The sequence below is a fragment of the Marinobacter vulgaris genome (assembly GCF_003344045.1).
Lineage (GTDB): Bacteria > Pseudomonadota > Gammaproteobacteria > Pseudomonadales > Oleiphilaceae > Marinobacter > Marinobacter vulgaris.
In genome coordinates this window covers 468,668-493,914 of record NZ_QFWX01000003.1, presented here as the reverse complement: position 1 = coordinate 493,914, position 25,247 = coordinate 468,668, and the positions used below count along the sequence as shown (strand labels likewise).

18 protein-coding genes are annotated in these 25,247 nt (G+C 57.5%); 10 read left to right on the top strand and 8 right to left on the bottom strand.

Annotated features, from left to right (window positions below; genetic code table 11):
• Positions 1–108 precede the first annotated feature (108 nt).
• Positions 109–1,083 carry a selenoneine biosynthesis selenosugar synthase SenB gene (gene senB, locus DIT71_RS08470; protein ID WP_114612754.1) on the top strand — a complete coding sequence of 325 codons (975 nt, stop codon included), beginning with the start codon at positions 109–111 and terminating at the stop codon, positions 1,081–1,083.
• Here senB and selD read toward each other — a convergent pair.
• The 4 genes from selD to DIT71_RS08450 all read right to left on the bottom strand — a co-directional run bounded on the left by selD (position 1,073) and on the right by DIT71_RS08450 (position 6,145).
• On the bottom strand, positions 1,073–3,349 hold the full coding sequence (gene selD / locus DIT71_RS08465) for a selenide, water dikinase SelD (protein WP_114612753.1): 2,277 nt from the start codon (positions 3,347–3,349) through the stop codon (positions 1,073–1,075). The genes senB and selD overlap by 11 nt on opposite strands.
• On the bottom strand, positions 3,349–4,008 hold the full coding sequence (locus tag DIT71_RS08460) for a helix-hairpin-helix domain-containing protein (RefSeq protein WP_114612752.1): 660 nt from the start codon (positions 4,006–4,008) through the stop codon (positions 3,349–3,351). The genes selD and DIT71_RS08460 overlap by 1 nt, the downstream gene beginning before the upstream one ends.
• Positions 4,009–4,053: 45 nt before the next feature.
• Positions 4,054–4,452 (bottom strand): hypothetical protein, encoded by a 399-nt coding sequence (locus DIT71_RS08455; protein WP_114612751.1) that lies wholly within the window; start codon positions 4,450–4,452, stop codon positions 4,054–4,056.
• A gap of 145 nt (positions 4,453–4,597) precedes the next feature.
• Positions 4,598–6,145: a bifunctional GNAT family N-acetyltransferase/carbon-nitrogen hydrolase family protein gene (locus DIT71_RS08450; protein ID WP_114612750.1), complete on the bottom strand. Its 1,548-nt coding sequence runs from the start codon at positions 6,143–6,145 to the stop codon at positions 4,598–4,600.
• Between the two features lie 211 nt (positions 6,146–6,356).
• On the opposite strand from DIT71_RS08450, the gene DIT71_RS08445 reads away from it, so the two are divergent.
• Positions 6,357–6,908 carry a PaaI family thioesterase gene (locus tag DIT71_RS08445; protein ID WP_114612749.1) on the top strand — a complete coding sequence of 184 codons (552 nt, stop codon included), beginning with the start codon at positions 6,357–6,359 and terminating at the stop codon, positions 6,906–6,908.
• A gap of 9 nt (positions 6,909–6,917) precedes the next feature.
• Here the strand turns inward: DIT71_RS08445 and recQ are convergent, their stop codons facing one another.
• The gene (recQ, locus tag DIT71_RS08440) at positions 6,918–8,777 is read right to left on the bottom strand and encodes a DNA helicase RecQ (RefSeq protein ID WP_114612748.1); all 1,860 of its coding nucleotides are present in this window, start codon (positions 8,775–8,777) and stop codon (positions 6,918–6,920) included.
• 165 nt (positions 8,778–8,942) lie between these two features.
• Between recQ and DIT71_RS08435 the strand changes: the two genes are divergently transcribed.
• Positions 8,943–10,148: a 1-acyl-sn-glycerol-3-phosphate acyltransferase gene (locus tag DIT71_RS08435; protein WP_114612747.1), complete on the top strand. Its 1,206-nt coding sequence runs from the start codon at positions 8,943–8,945 to the stop codon at positions 10,146–10,148.
• A 15-nt stretch (positions 10,149–10,163) separates the two neighbouring features.
• Positions 10,164–10,823 carry an alpha/beta hydrolase gene (locus DIT71_RS08430; RefSeq protein WP_114612746.1) on the top strand — a complete coding sequence of 220 codons (660 nt, stop codon included), beginning with the start codon at positions 10,164–10,166 and terminating at the stop codon, positions 10,821–10,823.
• A 19-nt stretch (positions 10,824–10,842) separates the two neighbouring features.
• On the opposite strand, the gene glgP (DIT71_RS08425) is transcribed toward DIT71_RS08430, so the two are convergent.
• The 3 genes from glgP (DIT71_RS08425) to glgB are packed head-to-tail and all read right to left on the bottom strand — an operon-like array spanning position 10,843 to position 16,774.
• Positions 10,843–13,395 carry an alpha-glucan family phosphorylase gene (gene glgP, locus DIT71_RS08425; protein WP_114612745.1) on the bottom strand — a complete coding sequence of 851 codons (2,553 nt, stop codon included), beginning with the start codon at positions 13,393–13,395 and terminating at the stop codon, positions 10,843–10,845.
• A gap of 44 nt (positions 13,396–13,439) precedes the next feature.
• On the bottom strand, positions 13,440–14,891 hold the full coding sequence (glgA, locus tag DIT71_RS08420) for a glycogen synthase GlgA (protein ID WP_114612744.1): 1,452 nt from the start codon (positions 14,889–14,891) through the stop codon (positions 13,440–13,442).
• Positions 14,888–16,774: a 1,4-alpha-glucan branching protein GlgB gene (gene glgB, locus DIT71_RS08415; RefSeq protein ID WP_114612743.1), complete on the bottom strand. Its 1,887-nt coding sequence runs from the start codon at positions 16,772–16,774 to the stop codon at positions 14,888–14,890. The genes glgA and glgB overlap by 4 nt, the downstream gene beginning before the upstream one ends.
• A gap of 190 nt (positions 16,775–16,964) precedes the next feature.
• On the opposite strand from glgB, the gene glgC reads away from it, so the two are divergent.
• From glgC to glgP (DIT71_RS08385), 6 genes are all read left to right on the top strand, one after another.
• On the top strand, positions 16,965–18,230 hold the full coding sequence (gene glgC, locus DIT71_RS08410) for a glucose-1-phosphate adenylyltransferase (RefSeq protein ID WP_114612742.1): 1,266 nt from the start codon (positions 16,965–16,967) through the stop codon (positions 18,228–18,230).
• Positions 18,220–19,947, top strand: coding sequence for a glycoside hydrolase family 57 protein (locus tag DIT71_RS08405; RefSeq protein ID WP_114612741.1), 1,728 nt, complete (start codon positions 18,220–18,222; stop codon positions 19,945–19,947). The genes glgC and DIT71_RS08405 overlap by 11 nt, the downstream gene beginning before the upstream one ends.
• On the top strand, positions 19,944–21,431 hold the full coding sequence (gene malQ, locus DIT71_RS08400) for a 4-alpha-glucanotransferase (RefSeq protein ID WP_114612740.1): 1,488 nt from the start codon (positions 19,944–19,946) through the stop codon (positions 21,429–21,431). The genes DIT71_RS08405 and malQ overlap by 4 nt, the downstream gene beginning before the upstream one ends.
• A 104-nt stretch (positions 21,432–21,535) precedes the next feature.
• A complete protein-coding gene (locus DIT71_RS08395) occupies positions 21,536–21,934 on the top strand; it encodes a PilZ domain-containing protein (RefSeq protein ID WP_114612739.1) in 399 nt (132 codons plus the stop codon).
• The gene (locus DIT71_RS08390) at positions 21,915–22,685 is read left to right on the top strand and encodes an SDR family NAD(P)-dependent oxidoreductase (RefSeq protein WP_114612738.1); all 771 of its coding nucleotides are present in this window, start codon (positions 21,915–21,917) and stop codon (positions 22,683–22,685) included. Before DIT71_RS08395 ends, DIT71_RS08390 begins: the two co-directional genes overlap by 20 nt.
• Before the next feature lie 30 nt (positions 22,686–22,715).
• The gene (glgP, locus tag DIT71_RS08385; protein ID WP_114612737.1) at positions 22,716–25,244 is read left to right on the top strand and encodes an alpha-glucan family phosphorylase; all 2,529 of its coding nucleotides are present in this window, start codon (positions 22,716–22,718) and stop codon (positions 25,242–25,244) included.
• Positions 25,245–25,247 lie beyond the last annotated feature (3 nt).

Sequence of the window (25,247 nt, the reverse complement as noted above, 5' to 3'; positions counted from 1 at the left end):
GTCAGGATAACGTGATTTACCCCAACTCTGAACAGCTATACGATTCAATCGGATAAACAGGTTATCGATATCCATCAAAAATGAAGATTTTTCCGGAGCCCGTTAGCCATGAACATCATCCTGATCACGCCAGCACCCCCCGGCTCCAGACTCGGAAACCGGGCAACGGCAGAGCGCTGGAGCCGGTTGCTTGAGCAGGCCGGACACCACGTGGATATTGTGACTGAATACAACAACGAACCCTGCGACCTGTTTATTGCCCTTCACGCCTGGCGAAGTCACCAGGCGGTGGTGCGTTTCCGGGCAAAGTATCCGGACACGCCGCTGATCGTTGTGCTCACCGGCACCGATATCTACGACCATCAACACCGCTTTCCTGACATTACCCATGAATCCATGAGCCTGGCTGACTGCCTGATCGGGCTTCATCACCGGGTCAACCAGGACATTCCCGAGCGCTTCACTACCAAGCTCACCACGGTTCTCCAGTCGGCAGACAGGCCCACGGCCGAACCAGGCCCAAAAGAAGGTTTTGATATCTGCGTTATCGGTCATCTCCGCTACGAGAAAGACCCGCTGAGAGCCGCATTGGCAGCCCGTCACCTGCCTGAGAGCTCCGCCATTCGGGTGATCAACGCCGGCAAGGCTCACACACCGGAGTGGGAGCACAAAGCCCTTGCTGAGCAGGACGCCAACCGCCGCTTCCAGTGGCTCGGGGAGGTGGACAAGCCCGCCATCCAGCAGCTGATGAACCGTTCCCGCGCCATGGTGATCAGTTCGGTGATGGAAGGCGGTGCCAATGTTGTCTCTGAAGCCTGCCGTGCTGGCCTTCCGGTAATTGCCTCGGATATCTCCGGCAATATCGGACTGCTGGGCGATGATTATCCGGGGTATTTCCCTGTGGGTGATGACACTGAGCTGGCTGGATTGTTACAGCGAGCAGAAAATTCCCCCGGTTTTTTGGGGGAATTAGTGAAGCGCGTAACGGAATTGGCCGGCGGTTTTACCCCGCAAGCGGAGCAGGCTTCGTTACTGACAGCCGTTGAAAGAGCAATAGCCGGACGTGCCCGGCTTAATCCCTGAGGGTGATTGGCTCAATAGGGCCGCTCTCATCCTGGGGCAGTACACGGCCGATGATGGCTGTGTGCGGATAGCCCAGCGCCTTGAGTTCCTCGACACAGGCCTCGGCCTGATCGGCGGGCACGCTGGCCAATAAGCCACCCGCAGTCTGCGGATCAAAAATCAACGGGTAGCGGGGATGCTTGACCCACTTCTCCTGATCGCGGATGCCGCGCCGCAGGCGGATATTGGCCGGCTGCAGGGAGCTGAGAATGCCCGCTGCTGCGGTTTCCTCGGCGCCGGGCAGGATGGGAATTGATCCCAGGTCAAGCTCCGCGTCTACACCCGATGGGCGGGTCATTTCCACAAGGTGCCCCAGCAAGCCGAACCCGGTTACATCGGTGCAGGCTCTGGAACCATAGCGCCGCAGGCATTGGGCAGCCGCTTTATTGGACTGCACCATCGATGCCAGTGCCGCATCAATCCAGCGCCCCTTCGCCTCCAGCTTGGCATGGGCCGCGAACAGGGTGCCAGTACCGATGGGCTTGGTCAGCAGAAGCACATCACCCGCCCGCAGGCCGCCCTTGCTCATCACCTCTTCGGGATCGATGAAGCCGTTCACGGCAAAGCCCAGTGCCAGTTCCCGACCCTCACCGGTATGGCCGCCCACCAGCGCACAACCAGCTTCGTTGAGCACTTCCACGGCCCCTGACATCATCTGGTAAACGACGTCTTCCACCTTGGATTCGATACCGTAAGGTACGGTTGCGACTGCCGTGGCGCTCTGGGCTTCAGCACCCATGGCGAACACGTCCCCCAGTGCATGGTTGGCGGCAACCTGGCCAAACACGTAGGGGTCGTCGATAAATGCACGGAAGAAGTCGACGGTATGCACTACCGCCTTGCCCGGTGGCACTGTCAGCACCGCGGCGTCGTCCGGCGCATGCAGGCCGATCAGGATGTCATCCCGCTCAATGGGGCGTAATTCGCCAAGAGCCCGGGACAATACCGTGCTACCCACTTTGGCTCCGCATCCGCCACAGCGCATGGCGACAGCGGATATCGCCTGGGACGCTTCCTCGGCATTCTGTGCTGCGCCGGTGTCGGGCAGGGCAGAGTTCTCTTTCATGGCAGGAAGGTCGTTGAACTTTGCCATGAAGCGTCTATCAATCTGGTTCTTCCAGCGCCACACCCACTTGCCGGCAAAGGACACATCGCCACGGGACGCCACGGCAAATTTGTCGCCGGTGCTGATCAGCGCCAGCCACTTTTTCTGCGGGCTGAAGGCTTTGACCGCTTTGCCCAGGGCGTAACGCTTGAGATTGTCCGCCAGAGGGCGGCCCTGACGTACGGCAAATACACCGGCTTTCTCTCGGGGGTGATTCACCACATTGGCAATGTCACCAACGGCGAAAATGTCGTCGTCGGTTTCCGTCTGCAGTGTATCCCTGACCCGGATAAAGCCACCCGGGTCCAGCGCCAGGCCGGTTTCCTCCAGCCACTGTGGTCCACCAGCCCTGGTGACCCAAAGTACCTCATCAACGGCGTACGTGTCCCCGGACTCTGTTGCCACGTGGTTAGCTTCAACCTTGGAAACGGCAGACCCCAGATGGACCTTTACGCCACGGCTTGCCAGTGTGTCAGCAAACACCGCTCGCACTTTTTCGTTATGGGTGGGCAGTATCTGGCTTTCCGCATCAAACAGGTGAAAGTGCAGTTGGTCCGGATCGTGGCCGCGTATTTTAAGTTCGTTGCGCAGCCGGAACTGCATGGCCAGGGTCAGCTCCACGCCACCGGCACCGGCACCAACCACGGCCACTGACATCGGGCCTTCATGATTTTCCAGCCGGGAGAGCAGGGACAGCCAGCGGTTGTTAAATCCGTTGATCGGTTTAACCGGAACCGCATGCTCCTTCGCCCCATCCACGTCGCCAACGCGGGGGGAAGAACCAATGTTCACCGAGAGGATGTCGTAAGGCACATCCGGCCGCGAGCGGCAAGTGACACGCTTGCGGGAACGGTCGATGCCAATGGCTTCGTCCCGGTAGAAGCGCGCGCCGGCGAATTCGGCCAGCTTGCTCAGGTCGATATGAACGTCATCGTAGGAATAGTGCCCGGCCACATAGCCGGGCAGCATGCCGGAGTAGGGGGTATGGGTGTCTCTGCAGATGAGGGTCAGGCGGACACCGGGAACGGGATTCATGGCGAATCGCTTCAGAACTCCGACGTGGCTGTGCCCGCCGCCAACCAGGACGATGTCCCGTAATACAGGCTGTTCGGATTGTTGCATCAAATAACTTTCTTGGCTTCGTCGCTGAAGGTGCTAAAGCCCTTCACGCTGGAAAAGGCCTGCAGTTTTTCCTGATCTTCTGCAGATGGATTGGCGATCTGGTCCACCGAGGTAATACCTGCCTCATTCATTTTTTTGGCAGTGGCGGGTCCGATACCTTTTATCTGAGTCAGGTCACTCTTGTCTTTTGGCTTCGGCGCAGCCGATTTCTTCGCAGCTGCCGATGCCTTTTTGGGGGTCGCTTTCGTGGCAGAAGCCGGACTATCGGCGGTGGCGCCTGATTTGGGCTTGGCGGCTTTCTTCGCCGTTGTTTTGGTGGAAGCGGACTTTTTCTGAGCTGATTTGGCGGGCTTTTTACCTGCCTTTTTTGCTTCCTTGCTGGAGATGCCTAGGCGATCCATTACGCTGTTCTGCAACTCGTGGAATTCTCCCAGGCGGCGCTCATACTCTTCGCTGAAGCGCTTCATTTCACGGTCACGAAGTTCATCGAGTTCTTTCAGAAGCTTGCGAACCGGCTCCTGAATCTGGTTCTGGACGCCGTCGAACTGTTTGAGAGCTTCATCAATCAGCTTTTCAATTCGTGAGGACGTCCTGTCAAACTCCTTGTTCACTTTCTTGACGACTTTATCGACATTTTGCTTGTTGGCTTTCTTGGCCATGAGAACTGTCTCCTTACGGTGCGCTTTGTGTGTAATTTCGTGGGTTCAGGCCATTTGCCGGATGCTGGAGGACGGCCCCTGAGAACGTCTGGATTTCAATGTCTGCTTCTTGATAACAACCTCCCGAATGCGCCGTAGCTTATCCGCCAACGGCGACGAAGAATCGTCATTAAGGTGCACAAAATCAACTGAATAGAAGAAATTGCTACAGTGTTTTCTACGCTCTGTAATGAGGCCGCTAATGCCGTCAGCCCTGATGTTATCGAACGGCATTTCCATGACCAGGCTGAGAATGATGGTGTCGCCCGGGCTGAATACCTTGTCTGTCTTGATCACACAGCCGAAATTGTCCAGCTCGAACAGCGCCGCCTCTACCCGCTCACGTCGGAACAGGCCGCGCTTGACGTGGAAGTGTGCAACAAGATCCGGCAGTGCTTCGTTCATTTGAACCTAGTCTCTATCGTGCCCCGGGGGGGTCCCGGCGACACCCCGAGGAAATAACCTTGAAAGTGTATGGTTAAACAATAGCCACACTCAGACAGTTTGGCAACGTGCTCAGTGTCATACGACAATGCGCTCAGACAGTTCTTCAACTGCCCGAATCTTTTTCATCCTTTTTCAGGGTATTAAGTGCGTAAATGTCCGTGCGCCGGTCTTTCAGGTTGGTGACCGAGCCTTCGTTACGCACCAGCTTCAGCTTTTCCAGGTCCATATCCGAGAACATGATCATCTCGGTATTCGGCGTTGTTTCCGCCATAACCGCATCGTGGGGGAACGCAAAGTCCGAGGGCGAGAAGACCGAGGACTGGGCGTATTGCACGTCCAGGTTTTCGACCTTGGGCAGATTGCCGACGCTGCCGGTGATGACCACGTAGCATTCGTTCTCAATGGCGCGTGCCTGGGCGCAGTGGCGGACCCGGAGATAGCCGTTCTTGGTGTCCGTCCAGAAAGGCACCATGATAATGTCAACTTCGTCACTGGCCGCCAGCCGGCCGAGTTCCGGAAATTCGATGTCGTAGCAGATCATGATGGCAACGCGACCGGCGTCTGTCTCGAACACCTGGAACTTTTCACCGCCCTCAATCACCCAGTCGCGCCGCTCGTGGGGCGTGATGTGAATCTTGCGCTGCTCATCCACGCGGCCGTCACGATGACAGAGGTAGGACACGTTGTAGACGCGATCATTTTCCAGCAGGGGCATGGAGCCGGTGATAATGTTGATGTTATAGCTGACCGCCATTTCCGACATCTGGTTGCGGAACTGTTCGGTAAACCCGGCCAGGAAACGGATGGCGCGGGTCTGATCCATCTGATCCGTCAGGCCCATCAAAGGCGCGTTGAAGAACTCTGGAAACAGTGCGAAATCGCTTTTGTAGTCAGACAGGGCGTCGACGAAATACTCGACCTGTTCCAGCACCTCGTCTACGGAAGTGAATTCACGCATCTGCCATTGGACAGCGCCCAATCGCACCTGGGTTTTCTTTACGCTCAGAACCGGTGACGGTGGCGTATAGAGAATGTTCCGCCACTCAAGCAGGGTGGCGTAGCCCTGGGACTTCTCATCCTCCGGCAGGTACTTGTGCATCAACCGGGTGACCTGGAAGTCGTTCGAAAGCTGGAAGCTGAGGATCGGATCGTAAATGTCCTTACGGTCCACCCGCTGGATGTATTCCTCGGGGGAGTACTGGTCTGAATACTTGTGGTATCCCGGAATCCTGCCACCGGCCAGAATGGCGCGCAGATTCATTGAGCGGCAGAGTTCTTTGCGAGCTTCATAAAGCCGGCGCCCGAGACGATACCCGCGATAATCAGGATGAATGAACACATCCAGCCCGTACAGTGAGTCACCCTTGGGGTTATGCCAGATTTTCTCGTTACGCAGGATCAGGTCATCGTAGGTGTGAGGATTGCTGAAACGCTCATACTGGACGCTTACCGTCAGTGCGACTGCGACCAGCTCTCCGGATTCCTCGATACAGATCTGGCCATCCGGAAACTGCTCCACCAGTGACTTGATCGTGTCTTCCGGCCAGGAACCGCCGATATCGTCATAAACCCTGTCCATCAGCCGCTGAAGCTGGGGATAGTCATCAATGGTGAGGTTACGAAGGTTGAGGTGCAGATCTTCGTGGGCCATATACGGCGGCTCCGTTTGAGTGTGTACGCAGGAAACATTCCGCAAAATGCGATATGAAAAGCCGATATTTTATCAGATCGCACCGAAGACTTCGCAGTAAAAACCGAAAACAAATTCAGGCAGGACTTGCGAAGGCTTCCGGGGGCTGTAAATATCTACGCCTGTTGATCCGGCCCGCCGGAGCTGGATGCACTGACAAGAGAGCAGGAACATGGCGTTGATTGATAGCCTGATCGGGGCAACGGGGCAGTGGGTTTCTTCATCCGACCCAAAAGCGCGACTCACCCAGCCGCTGGCCTGGTTACGCAAGACCAGTGGCTATGCGGCTGTGAACCGCATTATCGGGCTTTCGATTCCGTTTGCGCCTCGCAACGGCTTCAGTGTTGAAGAAGTCCGGCCCGGCTTTGTGCGTGCAAAAATCCGCCTGAAGGGTAACAAGAACCACTTTGGCAGCCTTTACGCCGGTGCCTATTTCCTGGTCGCCGAAATTCCTGGCGGCGTGCTCACCCTGTTTGATCTGGGCCCGGCCTATACCCCCATCCTCAAGGAGATGACCCTGCAATTTCTGCAACCGGCAAACTCGGATGTGTTTGTAGAATTTTCTCTGGATGAGGCCACTGTCGAAGCCATCAAGGCGGAAGCGGATGCAACGGGCAGGGCTGCGTTTGCGCTGGAAGGTACACTTTACGACCAGCACGGCAATCACGTGGCCACTTCGATTGCCCAGTACCGGGTTCGCAAGAAAGGATTCAAGGCTTCCTGATTCAGCCTGTTACAGGCCGTCCAGCTCCCGCAGGGCGGCCAGGAAGGTCTCGCCGTACTTCTCCAGTTTTGCCGCCCCCACGCCGTTGATCTCAGCCATTTCTGCCAGGCTGTTCGGACGCTTTTCCAGAATTTCGAACAGGGTGGCATCGTGGAATATCACATAGGGCGGTACGCCTTTTTCCTCCGCCAGCACCTTGCGACAGGCTCGTAGTGCTTCCCACCCTGCGGTGTCGGTTATCTGATCGGCAATCTTGCGGCGCCCTGAAGAGCCGGATGAACCGCGCCCTCCGGATGATTTGACCACCGGGTCTTTACGCAACTGGATGGGTACCTTGCCTTTCAGCAGCGGCCGGCATTGCTCGGTAAGCTGCAGGGCACCATAACCCTCCGGATCCGCCCTCAGGTAGCCATTGGCCACCAGTTGCCGGAATACGGATTTCCAGTCGTTGGCAGACAAATCGGTGCCGATGCCGTAGGTGGACACCGTCTGATGCCCGAACTGGAGAATCCGTTCATTCTCGGAGCCGCGCAGGACATCGATCAGATAGGTCACCCCGAACCGTTGACCGGTTCTGAATACACAGGAGAGGGCTTTCTGAACCGCCACCGTGCCGTCCCAGGTTTCCGGGGGATTCAGACAGGTATCGCAGTTGCCGCATGGCTCTTCGAGTGAGTCGCCAAAGTACCGTAGCAGCACCTGGCGTCGACAGCTGGTCACCTCGCACAAGCCCAGCATGGCGTCCAGTTTCTGACGCTCGACACGCTTGAAATGGTCGTTGCCCATAGAACCTTCAAGCATCTGACGCAGCTTGATCACATCCTGCAGGCCGTAGACCATCCAGGCTGTTGAAGGCTTGCTGTCACGGCCGGCGCGGCCGGTTTCCTGGTAGTAGGCTTCAAGGCTTTTGGGAAGGTCCAGATGCGCCACAAACCGTACGTCCGGTTTGTCGATACCCATCCCGAACGCAATGGTGGCCACAATAATCACCCCGTCTTCACGCAGAAACCGCTCCTGGTTTCGGGCACGGTCGCCGGCGTTCAGCCCCGCGTGATAGGGCAGCGCGGTGTAGCCTTTGTCGCTCAGCATCTTGGCCGTCGCGTCCACCTTGTTACGGGATAAGCAATAAACGATACCACAGTCACCATCATGTTCCGCTTTAATAAAATCCAGCAACTGCTTGTTGGCATTAGTTTTTGGAGCAATACGGTATTGAATGTTGGGGCGATCGAAGCCACTGATAAAATGGCGGGCTTCGGTAAGTGACAGGCGTTCGGCAATTTCCTTGCGGGTCCGCTCATCCGCGGTGGCTGTCAGGGCAATCCGCGGCACACTGGGAAATTCCTGGGCCAACCGGCTCAACTGAAGGTAGTCGGAACGGAAATCATGACCCCATTGAGAGACGCAGTGCGCCTCGTCAATGGCGAACAGGGAAATCGACGCGTCGTGCAGGAGATCCAGGGTGCGGGGCTGGATCAACCGCTCAGGGGCGCAGTACAAAAGGTCCAGCTCCCCGGTCATCAGGGCGTTTTCGGTATCCCTGGCCTGTTCGAAATCCATGGTGGAGTTCAGAAAGGCGGCGCGGACACCCAGTTCTTTCAAGGCAGCCACCTGGTCCTGCATCAGTGCAATCAGCGGAGAAATCACGATGGCGGTTCCGGCACGCACGAGGGCCGGTACCTGGTAACACAGGGATTTACCACCGCCGGTAGGCATTAACACCAGCGCATCGCCGCCGCTAACCACTTCGCGGATGATGTCACCCTGCAGTGGCCGGAAGGTTTCATAACCGAATACCCGGTGCAGGACTTCTTCCGGATCCTGATCTGAAACGCGGGGACGCTCTGTGCTTAATTGTGCAAAATCCATGACTTGGCCGGCGGTATTGGTGAACAGTAAATATGTACAGTAGAAACTTGGCGTTCTGACAGCTGCGCAATGATACCAGAATCCCGTCACGGAATCGGCGAAGACAAACAAACCTTATAACGGCTACAATGCGTCTTTTTTCTGCACCCAACAAACAGGAATTTCATGCAGGAATTTGACGCGATCCGTCCCTATTCGGACGAGGAAACCCGAACTGCCATCAATAACCTGGTCCGGGACCGGGAATTTCTGGATATGGTTGGCCGCTTTAAATCGCCAGTGTTGGCGAAGTGGGCGCCTGCCATTCTCCGGTTATGGGTTAAACGATGGCTGATCAGTCATTTTTCAGGTATTGCCCGTATCGATGACCTCCAGGCGAGGCTATCAGGGTACGTTGGTGAGCTGGTGGGGAACACCACTAGCCGTGTCACCCACAGCGGGCTGGAGAACCTGAACAAACACAGTGCACACCTGTTCATATCCAACCATCGCGACATCGTGTTTGACCCGATGGTGGTGAACTACCTGCTGTTCATGAACGGTTTCAAGACCACCCGTATTGCGATCGGCGACAACTTGCTGGCCAACCGTGTATTCGCGGAAATGATGAGGCTGAACAAAAGCTTTGTGGTACGTCGTAACATGACCAGTCCCCGAGAAATGCGGGATGCCTACATCATGCTTTCCTCGTTCATCAACCACAGCATCGATACCAACGACAGCATCTGGATCGCCCAGCGTGAGGGACGCGCGAAAAACGGCCTTGATTTTACCGACCCCGCCATCATAAAAATGTTCTACATGAGCAGGAAGAAGAGCGGATTGGCGTTCGGCGAAGCCATGAACCGGCTGCACATTGTTCCGGTGTCCATTGCCTATGAGTACGACCCCTGTGACCTGGACAAGGCCCGCGAACTGGAAACCCGGGCCCGCACCGGCGAATACAGCAAGCGGGAAGGTGAGGATACCGATCAGATCATGAAGGGCCTGACCGGTTTCAAAGGGCACGTGCATGTTCACTTTGGTGCCCCGATCGCTGACGCGGAAGACAACCCGAAGGATCTGGCGGCGCGCATCGACCGTGAGATGCACGCCAACTACCACCTGCACACCTCGAATCTGGTGGCGTACCAGCAAAGAGGTATTCACCCGGATTCCCATGCGACCCGCGAGACCGTGAGTGACGCAGTGGTGACAGCAGAAGCCTGGTCGGCGGCAGAAATTGAGGCCGCCGAAGCCGAAATGGAGCGCAGGTTGGAAAGCTGTGATCCGGCGGTCCGCCCCTACCTGCTGGACATGTACGCCAACCCTGTTGTGACGGCACTTGAGGCCCACACCAGCAAACCGGATTCAACACCGGAACCTTACTGATACCCGAGGTATTTTGTGCAAGAACTTGAATACATTGAACTTGAAACCAAATCCAACCCGACTGCTTCTGTTATCTGGCTTCATGGCCTTGGAGCCAGTGGCCATGACTTTGAGCCGGTTGTACCGGAACTGGGGCTGCCGGAAGACGCGGCGGTCCGCTTCATTTTCCCCCACGCGCCCAATATGCCCGTTACCATTAATGGCGGCATGACCATGCCGGCCTGGTACGACATCAAGGCAATGGACATCGACCGCGTGGTGGATACCGATCAGTTGGTGGCCTCGTCCGATGCGGTTGCGAAACTGGTGGATCGGGAAATCGAGCGCGGTGTCAGCAGCGAGAACATTATCATTGCCGGCTTCTCCCAGGGAGGCGCCGTCGCTTACGAGCTGGGGCTGAGCTATCCCAAGCGCCTTGGCGGTATTCTTGCGCTGTCGACCTATTTTGCGACGGCAAAAACTGTCGAGGTTTCCGACGCCAACCGCAATATCCCCATCAGCATCTACCACGGCACCCAGGATCCGATGGTGCCGGAATCGCTCGGTCGTCTGAGTGTGGAGACACTGGAAAAAATGGGCTTCGAGCCGTCCTACAAGACCTTCCCGATGGAGCACAGTGTGTGTCTTGAGGAAATACAGGATATCGGCCGGTTTATTCGCCAGCACGTTCTGTAACGATGCGCCATGCCCGGTTTCAGACCCAGAGCATGGCGCCCATCTCCAGGGGATGAGTCAGCGCCTTGTGGTACGGGTACATCCTCAGCCTGAGAGTCTGGAGCCCCGGGTAGGAGGGCTGCACCTGCGTGGCAAAGACGGTTCTGCCGTCCGCTTCGCTTTCCTGCTCCAGAAAGAAGCTGGCGGGGCCCGGTGTCTTATGGGTTCCCGTGCATTCCGGGCTGATCAGGCACTCCACCCGCACATCGTCAGCGCTCAGACCATTGAGCAACGCCTGCACCCGAAAATCCACGGTGCCACTGTGGGGGCAACGGGCCTCGACACATCCCACAACGCTGAGCTCAACCCCCGACCAGGCTTCCCGAACCCTGGCTTTCCAGTCCGCCAGTTCGGTAGCCAGTGCACCACCATCAGCCATCAGCCTGGCGCCCTGGCTTGAGGCAGTCTGATAGAAGTTGGTGACGTAGTCCATCACCATTCGCTGGCTGTTAAACCGGGGCGTGATCGTCTTCATGGACGCCTTCGAGCGCTTCACCCAGCCTTTGGAATAACCCTGTGAGGCGCGCTCGTAGTAAAGGGGTACCACCTCGAACTCCAGCAGGTCCACAAGGTCACGGGCTTCCTCTTCGTTACGGAATTCCGCATCAAGCCCGATGTCCCTTGGCGGAATTGCCCAGCCGTTCTTGCCGTCGTAACCTTCACCCCACCAGCCGTCCAGCACACTCAGGTTGAGCGCGCCATTAACAGCCGCTTTTTCGCCGGAAGTTCCGCTTGCTTCTTTGGGATACTCCGGCGTATTGAGCCAGACATCCACCCCGCTGAGCAGGCGCCTGGCCATGGCCTGGTCGTAGTCCTCGAGAAGTATCAGATGTCCCATCATGGAAGGGTGCATGGAAAGGTCGTGGATAACCTTGATCAGCTGCTGGCCGGGCTTGTCCCGGGGGTGTGCCTTGCCGGCGAAAACCAGCACCACCGGGCGATCCGGGTCGGTGAGAATGCGCTGTAAGCGGTCAAGATCGGAAAAGATCAGTGTGGCGCGTTTATAGGTGGCAAACCGCCTGGCGAAACCGATCACCAGGGTATCTTTGTCCGTGGAGACCAGCGGACGCGTCATCCGTTGTGTTACTGAATGCCCGGTACCGTTGCGTTTGTGCTGACGCTTCAGGCGGCGAACAATGTATTCACCCATCTGCTGCTTGAGCGCCTTGTGTACGCTCCAGTAATGATAATCCGGAATCTGGTCGATAAATTCCCAGAATGCCGGATTACGCAGTTCGCTCTTCCAGGTAGAAGCCTGGATGTCGAAAAGGCTTACCCACTCAGGGGCCAGAAAGGTGGGTACGTGCACGCCGTTGGTTATATAACTGATCGGGTTTTCCTCGGCAGGCACCTGTGGCCAAATATCGCCCTCCATCTGGGATGCAATACCACCGTGGATCCGGCTGACCCCATTGTGGAACCGGGAACCGCGCAGGCCAAGGCTTGTCATGTTAAAGGTGACCCCATCATCTTTGTCACCCAGGGCAAATACCTTTTCGAAGTCCAGCCCCGATTCCTCAAGGTAGCGACCCATGGCGTGCTGAACCAGGTTCCTGGGAAAGATATCATGGCCTGCCGCCACCGGCGTATGGGTGGTGAAAAGGGTGGCACCGGCAACGGCTTCCAGCGCGGCTTCGAACGTCAATCCCTCGGCCATGGTCTGCCGGCAGCGCTCAAGAATCTGGAATGCCGCATGGCCCTCGTTAATGTGCCACACCGTAGGCTTCAGTCCCAGCGCCTCAAGCACGCGGGTGCCGCCTATACCAAGCAACATCTCCTGGCTGATACGGGTGGACTCATCGCCGCCATACAGTTGCAGTGTTAAATCCTGGTCTTCCGCGCTGTTTTCCTCGGTGTGGCTGTCAAGCAGGTACAAACGGATATGACCGACCCTGGCTTCCCACACCCGGGCGAAGACGTTACGGTCAGGAAAGGGCACGGAAACCTTGAGTACCTGGCCGTTCTTCTCAACGGGGGTGATCGGCAGTTCGTCACTGGAGTGGGACTGGTACCGGGCAATCTGCTGGCCCTGGGCGTCGATGCTCTGGATGAAGTAGCCCTGCTGGTACAGAAGGCCTACCGCCACGAAGGGTAACGCCAGATCACTGGCGGCCTTGCAGTGGTCACCTGCCAGAATGCCAAGACCTCCGGAATAGATGGGGAAGCTCTCATGGAAACCGAACTCTGCACAGAAGTAGGCCACCAGTGCCGTTTCCGGATCCAGTTTTTCGGTGACTTCCGGCCCGGGACCTGCCTCCAGGTAGGCATCGTAGCTGCTGAGAACCTGCCGGTACTCCGCCAGGAATGCCCGATCCTCCGCCGCCTCATCCAGCCTGTCCTGGGCAACACGCCTGAGAAACAGTTTCGGATTGTGCTCGACCTTCTGCCAGAGCCGAAGGTCAATCCTGGCAAACAGCCTGCGGACCCCGTGATCCCAGCTGTAGAAGAGGTCATTGGCCAGCTCTTCAAGACGCTCAAGGGCCAGGGGAACAAGGGGATGGGCCTCAAGTCGGAATTCGGTTGCTTTGTGCATATCGATTGTCTCCGGGCGTATGGGCGCTCATACGAATCCAGCTGTCAAATTTCGCGCTCTTTGAGAATGCTCTGGTAAAGATCGCTGTAGTCGTGGGCCCGCTGTTTCCAGGAATAATCGGCCGCCATTCCGTTTTCCTGCAACCGCCGCCATTGCTTGCGACTCCTGAAATAGCCCAGAGCGCGGGTTACAGCCCCCAGCAATGCCTGGGCACTCGCTTCACTGAAACAGAAGCCGTTAGCCCTGATAAGCCCCGCTTCCTCCGGATCCTGTACTGTGTCTGAAAGCCCGCCAACGGCGTGAACCACCGGCACAGTGCCGTAGCGCAGGCTGTACATCTGGTTAAGTCCGCAAGGCTCGAACCGGGAGGGCATCAGGAACAGATCACAGCCGGCGGTAATCCGGTGGGAAAGCCCCTCGTCGTAACCAAGTGTCAGCGACATCTGGTCTGGCCATTGCCGCGCCAGTTTTATTAATTCTTCATGATAACCTGCCTCCCCAGAACCGAGCAGGGCGAACTGGCATCCACGCTTCAGCAACTCGGGCATCACTGCGATCAGCCAGTCGACGCCTTTTTGCTCAACCAACCGGCCAATAAAGCCCAATAATGGGCCGCCGTTGACCTCAAGGCCAAGCTCCCGTTGCAAATGAGCCTGGCACCGGGCCTTGTTCTCCAGATGATCGGGTCCGTAATGAAAGGTAAGTTGCGGGTCTGTTTCCGGGTCCCAGACCTCGGCATCAATGCCGTTGAGAATGCCTGTTAACCGGGATTGCCGATACCTGAGCACACCATCCAGGCCGTTGCCGAATTCCGGCGTCTGGATCTCCCGCGCATAACCGGGGCTGACGGTGGTAATGCGATCGCTGAAAACAAGTCCGCCTTTGATAAAAGACAGCTGGCCGTGGAATTCCAGCTGTTCCCAGTGCCAGAGTGAATCCGGTAACCCCAGGGCACGAAATGTTTCATGGGAGAACAGGCCCTGGTATGCGAGGTTATGGATGGTGAATACGGTGCCGGGCCGGTTGGGGCAGTGCTCGAGAAACACCGGGATAAGCCCCGCCTGCCAATCGTTGCAGTGCACCACATCCGGTCGCCAGTTCAGCCCCGCTTCACCCATGGCCATCATGGCACCGACTCGGGCAAACAGTTCAAAACGGTGCGCGTTATCCCACCAGTCCTGTCCTTTTTCGTTTTGATAGGGGTTGCCCGGCCTTTCAAACAGCGGCGGACAATCCACCAGCCAGAGAGTGACCGCGGTGCCGGGAAGCTGAGTGCGCCAGAGGCTGACTTCGTATTGCCCGATCCGGAACCGGCATTTCCGACGGCAACCGGCCTCCCTGGCAGTCTTGATTGCAGCAGGGTAGCCCGGCAGGAGAATGTGGACGTCGTAATTCAGCCTGCAAAGTGCCTCGGGCAGGCTGGCAGACACATCGGCAAGACCACCGGTTTTAACCAATGGGTAGACTTCACTGGTGGCGAATAATACCCGGGTCATTGGGCTGGCCTCAGAATAATTGCGCCGAGCGGTGGCAGAGTCAGTTCCAGCGACCAGTTCCGGTTCATCCAGGGTTGTTTGTCGGCCAGCATGGGCAGGGGATTGCCCAGATTGCTGCCGCCATAATATTCGGAATCCGAATTGAAAATTTCCCGCCAGGTTCCGCCATGGGGTAGCCCGATTCGGTAGTTATGCCGGGGCATTGGTGTGAAATTCACCACAATTACCGTGGCCTGACCTTTCGCGGTACGCAGAAAGCTGATCACGGACTGGGGCGAGTCGTGGCAGTCGATCCACTCAAATCCCCGGGGGCGGAAACAGTCGCCGTGTAAAGACACCTCCCGGCGATAAAGGCCGTTGAGATCCTGAACCAGGCGTTTGAGGGCCTGATGCTCAGGACTGGCGAGCAACGACCAGTCCAGCTCACGCGCTTCACTCCATTCCCGACGCTGGCCAAATTCGCCGCCCATGAACAGCAGCTTGGCACCGGGATAACTGTACATATAGGTCAGCAGTAGTCGTAATGACGCGCGTTGCTGCCACTCGTCTCCCGTCATCTTGTTGATCAGGCTGCCTTTGCCGTGCACTACCTCATCGTGGGACAGCGGAAGCAGGAAATTCTCGGTGAACGCGTAAACCAGGCCAAAGGTCAGCTTGTCGTGATGGTATTGGCGGTACACAGGGTCCTGCTGCAGGTATTCCAGGGTGTCGTGCATCCAGCCCATGTTCCATTTCAAATTGAAGCCGAGACCGCCGATTTCCGGCGGACGTGTGACCTGTGGCCAGGAGGTCGACTCTTCTGCGCAGACTACTGTTCCAGGGAAACGACTCTGGCAGACGCGGTTCAGTTCCCTTAAAAAGTCGATGGCTTCGAGGTTTTCATTGCCACCATGGATGTTCGGCAGCCATTCGCCTTCCTTTCGGGAATAGTTCAGGTAAAGCATCGACGCCACGGCATCCACGCGCAAGCCATCGATATGGAACGCATCCAGCCAGAACAGGGCGCTGCCGATGAGAAAGTTGCGGACCTCATGCCGGCCGTAATTATAGATCAGGGTGCCCCAGTCCTGATGGCGACCCTGGCGGGGGTCTTCATGCTCGTACAGGGCGCTGCCATCGAACCGGGCGAGGGCGTGCTCATCGGTGGGGAAGTGGCCCGGCACCCAATCCAGAATAACGCCGATGTTGTGCTGGTGACACTGGTCTACCAGGCAGCGGAAATCGTCCGGTGTACCGAAGCGACTGGTCGGGGCGTAGTACCCGGTGGTCTGATACCCCCAGGATTCGTCCAGGGGATGCTCGGTCACCGGCAACAGCTCGATATGGGTGAAGCCCAGCTCCAGCACGTAGGGAACCAGCTGGTCGGCAAGCTCGCGATAGGTCAGCCATCGGCCGGAGCCATGGTGACGCCAGGAAGCGGCGTGGACCTCATAAATCGAAATGGGGGATTCCTGCCAGTTCCAACGGCCACGCCGGGCGAGCCAGTCACCATCACTCCAGCAGAAATGGCCGCGCTCAGTCACTATGGCAGCGGTGGCTGGCCTCAGCTCAAAGGCCTGGCCGTAGGGATCGGTTTTTAGCAACTGTTGCCCGGTCTCGGTGGTAATGGAGAATTTGTAAAGGTTTCCGCTGCCGATGCCCGGGACAAAGCAAGACCAGACGCCGGTGCTGTCGTGGGGGCTCATCGTGTGGGTACCGGAACGCCAGGCATTGAAATCTCCAACCACACTGACCTCTCGGGCATGTGGGGCCCAGACAGCAAATCGAACGCCCTCGGTACCCCGACTGTTGCAGACATGAGCGCCTAGAACATTGTAGATGTGCCAATGCCTGCCTTCGGCAAAGAGATGAAGGTCGAAATCGCTGAGCGTTGGACTATCCATAGACCTTGCCTTCCTGACCAGATGAAACGTCTCTCTATTCAACATTACAGGTCATGTTTTAAAAATGACCCACGCCAATCTTACGTCATAATTCCATGATAGTGTTCTAGTATGGTTGAAAGCGTCAAATTCATGGAACTCCCTGCAGTTGGACAACCGGCCACAGGGAAATTTTTTGAGGGAATCGACTATGCAAACAGCCAAGCGTTATGTGAGTCGCCTTACTCGCCAGACTCTCGCCCTGGTGCTTGCCGGCGGTCGCGGTTCGCGCCTTCACGAACTCACGGACTGGCGCGCCAAACCCGCGGTACCGTTCGGTGGCAAGTTCCGGATTATTGATTTTCCACTGTCCAATTGCATCAATTCCGGCATTGGCCAGGTCGGCGTAATCACCCAGTACAAATCCCACTCACTGATCCGGCACATTCAGCGCGGCTGGGGCTTTATGCGCGGTGAACTGAACGAATTTGTCGAGTTGTGGCCGGCGCAGCAGCGCATCGAGACCTCCTGGTACGAAGGCACCGCGGACGCGGTACTGCAGAATCTCGATATCATCCGCAGCCATAATCCGGAATACGTGCTGGTCCTGGCCGGCGACCATATCTACAAGATGGACTACGGCACCATGTTGGCCGCCCATGTTGAAAGTGAAGCCGATATCACTGTCGGTTGCATTGAGGTCCCGCTCGAGGAGGCGTCAGCATTCGGGGTCATGTCCGTAGACGATGAGCTCAACGTTACCGAATTCCTTGAAAAACCGGAGAACCCGAAACATATGCCGGGCAAACCTGGCACGGCGTTGGCATCCATGGGCATCTATGTGTTCAGCACACGGGTGCTTTTCGATGAACTTGAGCGTGACAGAAAGCTGGATGGCGAATCCTCCCACGATTTCGGCAAGGATATTATTCCGTCCGTAATCAGGCGCCTGCGTGTGGTGGCCTTTCCCTTCCGGGACCCGGTACAGAACAAGCCGGCCTATTGGCGGGATGTGGGAACCGTCGATGCCTTATGGCTGGCCAACCTGGAGCTGATCGGCATCAATCCTGAAGTAAATCTCTACGATTACCACTGGCCGATATGGACCTGCCAGGAGCAGTTGCCACCCGCCAAGTTTGTGTTCGATGACGACAACCGCCGAGGTATAGCCGTGGACTCCATGGTGGCTGGAGGTTGTATTGTCTCGGGCGCCGTTGTAAGACGTTCCCTGCTGTTTTCGCAGGTCAGGGTAAATTCGTTCAGTGAGGTATCAGACTCCGTCATCTATCCGGACGTCCACATTGGCCGCCACTGCCGTATTCGCAACGCCCTGATCGACCGTGGCTGCCGTATTCCGGAGGGTTCGCAGATCGGGTTTGATGCAGAGGCAGACCGCAAGCGGTTCCGTGTTTCCCCCAAGGGTGTTGTGCTGATCACCCCCGAGATGCTCGGGCAGGATTACCCTCATGGCCTCTGACACCAAAACCCCGGTCGTGCTTTGCTGGCACATGCACCAGCCCTCCTATCAGGACATGAATACCGGGCAGTTCCTGTTTCCCTGGGTGTATCTCCACACCATCAAGGATTACAGCGATATGGCCGCCCATCTGGAGAAAGAATCCGGGGCAAGGGCGGTGGTCAACTTTGCGCCGATTCTGCTTGAGCAGATCGAAACCTATCTGGTTCAGATCGAACAGTGGCGCTATGGTGCGGGGGAAATCGGTGATCCACTGTTGGCCGCTCTGGTGGCAGATGAGCTGCCGGAGGCCGGCTCACCGGCTTTTCTGAACCTGATGGAGAAATGTCTGCGGGCCAATCCGGAACGGATCATCAGGCGCTTCCCCGCGTATGCACGGCTGGCAGATATTGCCGATGTCTACCAACAGAAACCGGAACTGCAGCGATACATCTCCAACCGTTTTCTGTCGGATCTCCTGGTCTGGTATCACCTGGGCTGGATGGGCGAAACCATACGCCGCAAGAACTCTTGTGTTCAGAGTCTTCAGGAGAAAGCCTATGACTTCACCATGGGCGACCGCCGTGCCCTGCTCGATGTGATTTTCGAGGTATTGTCCGGTATCGGTCCGCGCTACCGGCATCTTGCCCAGAAAGGCCAGGTAGAGCTCTCCGTCAGTCCCTATACCCACGCCATGCTGCCGCTGCTGCTGGAACTGGAATCCGCGCGCGAGGCAATGCCCGAAATTGCCCTGCCAGATCACAGTCATTATCCCGGCGGTGAAGCACGGGCGGGCTGGCAGCTTGAGCAGGCAAAGGCGGTCTTCCAACGGTTTTTCGGCATTGAACCTGTTGGGTGCTGGGCGTCCGAGGGCGGGCTCAGCCAGGCCACGCTGACGTTACTGTCTGACCAGGAGTTCCGCTGGACCGCCAGTGGTGACTCGGTGATTCACAACAGCCTCAAGCAGGCACGGGAACAGCATCCGGATCTGCCCGATACCGGATTACACCAGCCGTACACCTTCGGTGAATCTGCGGTAAGCGTTTTCTTCCGCGACGATGGCCTGTCTGATCTCATCGGCTTCACCTACGCCGACTGGCACGCCGAGGATGCGGTTGGTGACCTGGTCAATCATATGGAGACCATCGCCAGCGAAGCCAGGGGCAAGTCCTCTCCGGTTATTTCCGTGATCATGGACGGGGAGAATGCCTGGGAATACTACCCGGAGAATGGTTATCACTTTTTGGACGAGCTGTACCGGGTACTCGCGCACCATCCGGAACTTGAACTGACCACCTACAGCGATCTGGTTGCACGGCCGATGGCTGAACCGGCGCGACTGCCTCATCTGGTGGCCGGCAGCTGGATTTACGGAACCTTCTCAACCTGGATAGGCGATCCGGACAAGAACCGGGCCTGGGATCTGCTCTGTGAGGCAAAAATCCACTACGACCGGATGATGGAGAACGGCAACCTCAGTGCGGAGCGCAAAGAGTCTGCCCGGAAACAACTGGCGATCTGCGAGGGGTCTGACTGGTTCTGGTGGTTCGGAGATTACAACCCGGCCCAGATCGTCAGCGACTTCGAGCATCTTTACCGCCGACACCTGGTGAATCTGTACGAGAAAATCGATTGCCCTGCGCCACCATCGGTATTCCAGCAGCTGAGCCAGGGCAGCGGCGAACCGGCGCGTGGCGGTGCCATGAGGCCGGGCCACGAAGCGGATAAGCCGGCATGACTGCCAGCAGCTCCGGCGATCTGTTCAATGCACGCCGGGCCGGCGTTTTACTGCATCCGACCTGTCTGCCGGCAGACTGGGGCGTACTCGGTGCGAGCGCCCGCACCTTTGTTGATTTCATGGCCGACAGCGGCCTGAATATCTGGCAGACGCTGCCGCTGGGACCCACTCACCGGGACCTCTCGCCCTATCAGTCCCTGAGCGCCCACGCCGGCAACCCGGATTTCATCGATCTGCTGGAACTGGTTGAGGCTGGCCTGCTGGCAACCCGGGAACTGTCACAATCCGCACCCGGGACGCGCCAGCATCTGCTGACCCTCGCTGCGGAACGATTTTTCGATAACAGTGCCGGGGGCCTGAAAGGCCTCGACCAGGCCGGCTATCAACGCTTCCGTGAAGCCAATGACTACTGGCTGGATGACTTCTGCCTGTTCTGCGCGATTCGGGAGGTTCAGGGGTTATCCGGCTGGGTTCAGTGGCCCGAAACCCTGAGGGACCGGAACACCGTCGCACTTCAGGACTTTATTGAACAGAACCCGGGACGCCTTGCCCGGGTCCGGTTTGAGCAGTTTGTGTTCCATCACCAGTGGCAGGCTCTGCGGGACTATGCACGGGCAAGTGGCGTATTGCTGTTCGGCGACATCCCCATCTTTATTGCCCACGACAGCGCCGATGTCTGGGCCAACCGGTATCTGTTCAAGCTCGACGAACGGGGCGAGCCCACGGTGGTTGCCGGGGTTCCACCGGATTATTTTTCTCCCCATGGCCAGCACTGGGGAAACCCGCTTTACAACTGGGAGGCGATGGCCCGGGACGGCTATCAGTGGTGGCTGGAGCGGCTCGAAAGCCAGCGCCACCTGTTTGACCTGATCCGCATCGATCATTTCCGGGGACTGGAGGCCTATTGGGAGATTCCCGGAGAAACGCCGGAGCCCAGAAACGGCTATTGGGTGCCGGGCCCGGGCGGCGATTTTCTTGAGGCCTGTTTCAACCGATTTCCGGACTTGCCATTGGTTGCAGAGAACCTTGGCATGATCAGCGACGGAGTAGAAGAACTGCGTAAACGCTTCCGGCTTCCGGGGATGGTAGTGATGCAATTTGGCTTTGACGGCAGCCCGGGTAACCCCCACCTGTTACACAACCACCATGCCAGGGACCTGGTATATACGGGGACCCACGATAACGACACCACGCTTGGCTGGTACCGGAGCCTCGATGATGCTACCCGGCACTACGTCAACAGCTATCTGGGAGTCTCAGGAGAGGACATGCCCTGGCCGCTGATAGAAGCCGCTTTGCGGTCGGCCTGCTGCCTGGCTGTTGTTCCCATGCAGGATTTTATGGGGCTTGGAACAAAGGCCAGGTTCAACACACCCGGGACTGTGGTAAACAACTGGGGGTGGCAGATGGACTGGAATCTTTGCCAGCAAGGGCTGTCACAAAGAATTGCCCTATCAGTAGAGCGGTACGGACGCCTGCCGTGAAGCGAGGTTGTTTTTTGACCGGAATCAAAAAATCACAACTGTATGTGGGATACCGTACAGACAATGTCAGCAAATGACATTCTTGCGGAATCACGGAGGAAAACATGGAACACAGACTGAGTAAACGCACAGATGGAAAGCTTGGCGTGCTGGTTTGTAAGCGCGGCATGCCCGTGGCAACCGGACAGATCCGGGATGCATCAAAACGGGGACTCTTTATTGCCACAGACTACACCGATGTTCAGCTGAACCAGACCCTGGAACTCGAATTCCGCTTTCCTGACAAACAGGAAAAGCAGTTTCGCCGGCTCACAGGGCATGTTGTCCGCAAGTCAGAAAATGGCGTTGGCGTCGATTTCGATGGCGTTGAAAATGACACCTTTACCATTTTTTCACTGATCGACTGGCTTGAGAAACACCACAGGTCGACGAGCCATTTCGCCGTTCGCCGGCAAGCCAACGAAAATCTCAGGGAGGATTTTTATGGAACGGCTCAAAGGTAAGGTTGCCATTGTAACGGGCGGCGCAGTGGGGATCGGAGCCGCTACAGTGACCCGGATGGCAGAAGAGGGCGCGGCGGTGGCCATTCTTGATTGCCAGGATCAGGAGGGCAAAGCGCTCGCCAAAACGCTGAAAGACCGTGGCCTTGAGGCCGGCTACTGGCATTGCGATGTCAGCAAGGAGCAGGAGGTCAAACAGGTGCTGGACAAGGTAGCTGAGACGTTTGGCAGCCTGACGGTACTGGTTAACAATGCCGGAATTGCCGGCGCCAACAAACCCACTCACGAACTCACCGAAGAAGAGTGGGATGCAGTGCAGGGTGTAAACGTGAAAGGGGTTTTTTTCTGCACCAAACACGCCATCCCACACATGAAAAAGGCAGGCGTTGGCAGCATCATCAACCTGTCGTCCATCTATGGCTTGGTCAGCGCTCCGGACATTCCGCCTTATCACGCCTCCAAGGGCGCGGTGCGGCTGATGTCCAAAACCGATGCGCTGCTGTACGCCACTGAAAACATTCGCGCCAACTCGGTTCATCCAGGATTTATCTGGACGCCATTGGTCGAGGGCCACCTGAAAACGACCGGGATGGATCCTGAGGAGGCGAGGAAGGCCACCGATGCGCTTCACCCGGTGGGTCACATGGGGGAACCTGATGATATTGCCTGGGGGATAGTCTATCTGGCCTCGGACGAGTCCAAATTCGTGACCGGGAGTGAACTGGTCATCGATGGCGGTTACACCGCTCGCTAATGCCCTCACAGATATGAGCGGAGTTCATCCGTGACCCTGGCAGCCTATACGCCGCGGTCCATGCCCGAGTCCCTCAGCGGACTGTTTCAGCTGGCACTGGACCTGCGGTGGACCTGGCACCATGGTAGTGACGAGCTGTGGCTGGCTCTCGACCAGGACACCTGGGAGGGCACCCGTAACGCCTGGCTGGTACTGAACAGCGTTTCCGGAGATAAGCTGGAAGAGCTGGCTGCGGACCCGTCTTTTCAGGATCGCTACCGCGAACAGATCGCGGCCCATCACCAGTTTGTCCACGCCAATACCTGGTATTCAGACGATTGCGCCGGCGATCTGGGGCAGGGCGTTGCCTATTTCTGCATGGAATATGGCATCAGTGAATCCTTGCCACTGTACAGCGGCGGGCTCGGTGTCCTTGCCGGGGATTATCTCAAGGCCGCCAGCGATCTGGGGCTTCCGGTCACCGCGGTGGGGCTGCTGTTCCAGCAAGGCTATTTCCGCCAGGCCATAAGCACTGATGGCGAGCAGCTTGAGTTCTATCCCTACAACGACCCGACGATGCTGCCTGTCTCGCCGCTGAGGGACGATGACGGCCAGTGGGTGAGGGTGGTTGTCCCGTTTCCCGGCCGAAACGTACGACTGAGAGCCTGGAAGGCACAGGTAGGAAAGTGCGAGCTGTTGCTGCTTGACAGTAACGACCCGCGCAATGAGCCGGGGGACCGGGGTATTACCAGCGAACTGTATACCGGCGATCCGGAAAAACGCCTGCAACAGGAAATGGTACTTGGCATTGGTGGCTGGCGCCTGTTACGCCAATTGGCAATTCACCCAAGCGTGTGCCATCTCAACGAAGGACACTGCGCACTGGCGCTCATTGAGCGGGCGCTCAGCTGGCAGGAGGAGCACCAGACAGATTTCCAGACCGCTCGAACAGCCACCCGCGCGACCAATCTATTTACCACCCATACCTCGGTGGCCTCCGGTTTTGATCACTTTCCAGGGACTCTCTTGCAACTCTACCTGTCTCCATGGCTGGCAGCCCGGGACCTGACGATTGCGCAATTGGTCAATCTGGGTAGTGAGGGGGCCAACACCGGCGTGAATTGCGACGGGCAACGCCTGAACATGGCGTTGCTCGCGCTCAATATGAGTGGCCGGATCAACGGGGTGAGCCGTCTCCATCAAAAAGCTTCGCAAAGAATTTTCCAGCCGTTTTTCCCACGCTGGCCGTCCGCAGATATTCCGGCAGACTTCGTGACCAACGGTGTACACACACCGAGCTGGGATTCACCGGAATCTGATGCTATCTGGACGCGTGCCTGTGGCAAAGATCGCTGGCGCCGCCCTTTGCAGGTCTCGTGCCCCATGGAAGCAGTATCCGATGAAGACTTGTGGGAAATGAGACGGCTGCAACGCAGCCGCCTGATCGGCTACCTCCGTCGGAGGCTTTCTAGCCAGCATTGTGAGCAGAACCCCGCCAACGATCACGCAGCCGCCTGTGGGTTGTTGCTGGATCATGAAACTCTGACACTCGGTTTTGCCAGGCGTTTTACAGAGTACAAACGACCCGACCTGCTGCTACAGGACCAGGCACGTTTGCTAAGGCTGTTGGCAAGCCGGGACCGGCCGCTGCAGATCGTGCTTGCCGGCAAGGCCCATCCCTATGACCACCGGGGTAAGGAGATCATCCGGCGATGGAAGGCCTTTTCCAGGCGCCCGGATGTGGAAGGCAAGGTCGTTTTTATCGAAGACTACGATCTGGGCGTCGCCAACCAGCTGATCCAGGGTGTCGATGTGTGGCTGAACTGCCCCCGGCATCCATGGGAAGCCTGTGGTACCAGTGGCATGAAAGTGCTGGTCAACGGCGGCCTGAACCTTTCCCAATACGATGGCTGGTGGGCGGAGGCCTGGAATCCGGGTGTAGGCTGGGCCATCCGCCCGGGCGCCACATTCGAGGAACTGCGCAGCTCAAGCGACCATGACGCCTCCGACGCCGGGGAACTCTTTGATCTACTTGAACGGGAAGTGATTCCTGATTTTTACAATGTGGACCAGGAGGGTATTCCCCGGCAATGGTTGCAGAAAATCCGTGCCAGCATGGATCAGCTGACGGCTCCTTTTTCCGCGAACCGGATGGTTCGCGAATATGTGGAACGCTTCTATTTGCCCATGGCAGAACAGGGAAAACAGCGTACCCCCGAGGCTGCCCAAGGCATCGTAGAAGAACACAGCGAACTGATACGACATTGGCCCCGGCTGCGCTTCAGCGCTTTCAATGTCAGTGAGTCCGGGGGCAGCCAGACTTACACGGTTGAAGTCTACCTGGATGGTATCGACGAACAGCGGATTGCTGTGGAGCTGGTGGCTGAGCGCTCAGAATACGGGCCGAGAACCGTGACCGCGATGGCCATGCAGCACCCGTTGGCCGGGTCGGCCCACAGCTACCTGTATCAGTGCTCGGTGCCGACCCGCCCGGAAGGGCATTACACGCCCCGGCTACGGGTGCGGGACGGGCGGCTGAATTTGCCGTTGGAGAACCCCACTGTGCTGTGGCTGAAATAGCGG

Coding starts and splice junctions, on each gene's coding strand:
- senB (WP_114612754.1), top strand. CDS start 109: ATGAACATCATCCTGATCACGCCAGCACCCCCCGGCTCCAGACTCGGA.
- selD (WP_114612753.1), bottom strand. CDS start 3,349: ATGCAACAATCCGAACAGCCTGTATTACGGGACATCGTCCTGGTTGGC.
- DIT71_RS08460 (WP_114612752.1), bottom strand. CDS start 4,008: ATGGCCAAGAAAGCCAACAAGCAAAATGTCGATAAAGTCGTCAAGAAA.
- DIT71_RS08455 (WP_114612751.1), bottom strand. CDS start 4,452: ATGAACGAAGCACTGCCGGATCTTGTTGCACACTTCCACGTCAAGCGC.
- DIT71_RS08450 (WP_114612750.1), bottom strand. CDS start 6,145: ATGGCCCACGAAGATCTGCACCTCAACCTTCGTAACCTCACCATTGAT.
- DIT71_RS08445 (WP_114612749.1), top strand. CDS start 6,357: ATGGCGTTGATTGATAGCCTGATCGGGGCAACGGGGCAGTGGGTTTCT.
- recQ (WP_114612748.1), bottom strand. CDS start 8,777: ATGGATTTTGCACAATTAAGCACAGAGCGTCCCCGCGTTTCAGATCAG.
- DIT71_RS08435 (WP_114612747.1), top strand. CDS start 8,943: ATGCAGGAATTTGACGCGATCCGTCCCTATTCGGACGAGGAAACCCGA.
- glgP (WP_114612745.1), bottom strand. CDS start 13,395: ATGCACAAAGCAACCGAATTCCGACTTGAGGCCCATCCCCTTGTTCCC.
- glgA (WP_114612744.1), bottom strand. CDS start 14,891: ATGACCCGGGTATTATTCGCCACCAGTGAAGTCTACCCATTGGTTAAA.
- glgB (WP_114612743.1), bottom strand. CDS start 16,774: ATGGATAGTCCAACGCTCAGCGATTTCGACCTTCATCTCTTTGCCGAA.
- glgC (WP_114612742.1), top strand. CDS start 16,965: ATGCAAACAGCCAAGCGTTATGTGAGTCGCCTTACTCGCCAGACTCTC.
- DIT71_RS08405 (WP_114612741.1), top strand. CDS start 18,220: ATGGCCTCTGACACCAAAACCCCGGTCGTGCTTTGCTGGCACATGCAC.
- malQ (WP_114612740.1), top strand. CDS start 19,944: ATGACTGCCAGCAGCTCCGGCGATCTGTTCAATGCACGCCGGGCCGGC.
- DIT71_RS08395 (WP_114612739.1), top strand. CDS start 21,536: ATGGAACACAGACTGAGTAAACGCACAGATGGAAAGCTTGGCGTGCTG.
- DIT71_RS08390 (WP_114612738.1), top strand. CDS start 21,915: ATGGAACGGCTCAAAGGTAAGGTTGCCATTGTAACGGGCGGCGCAGTG.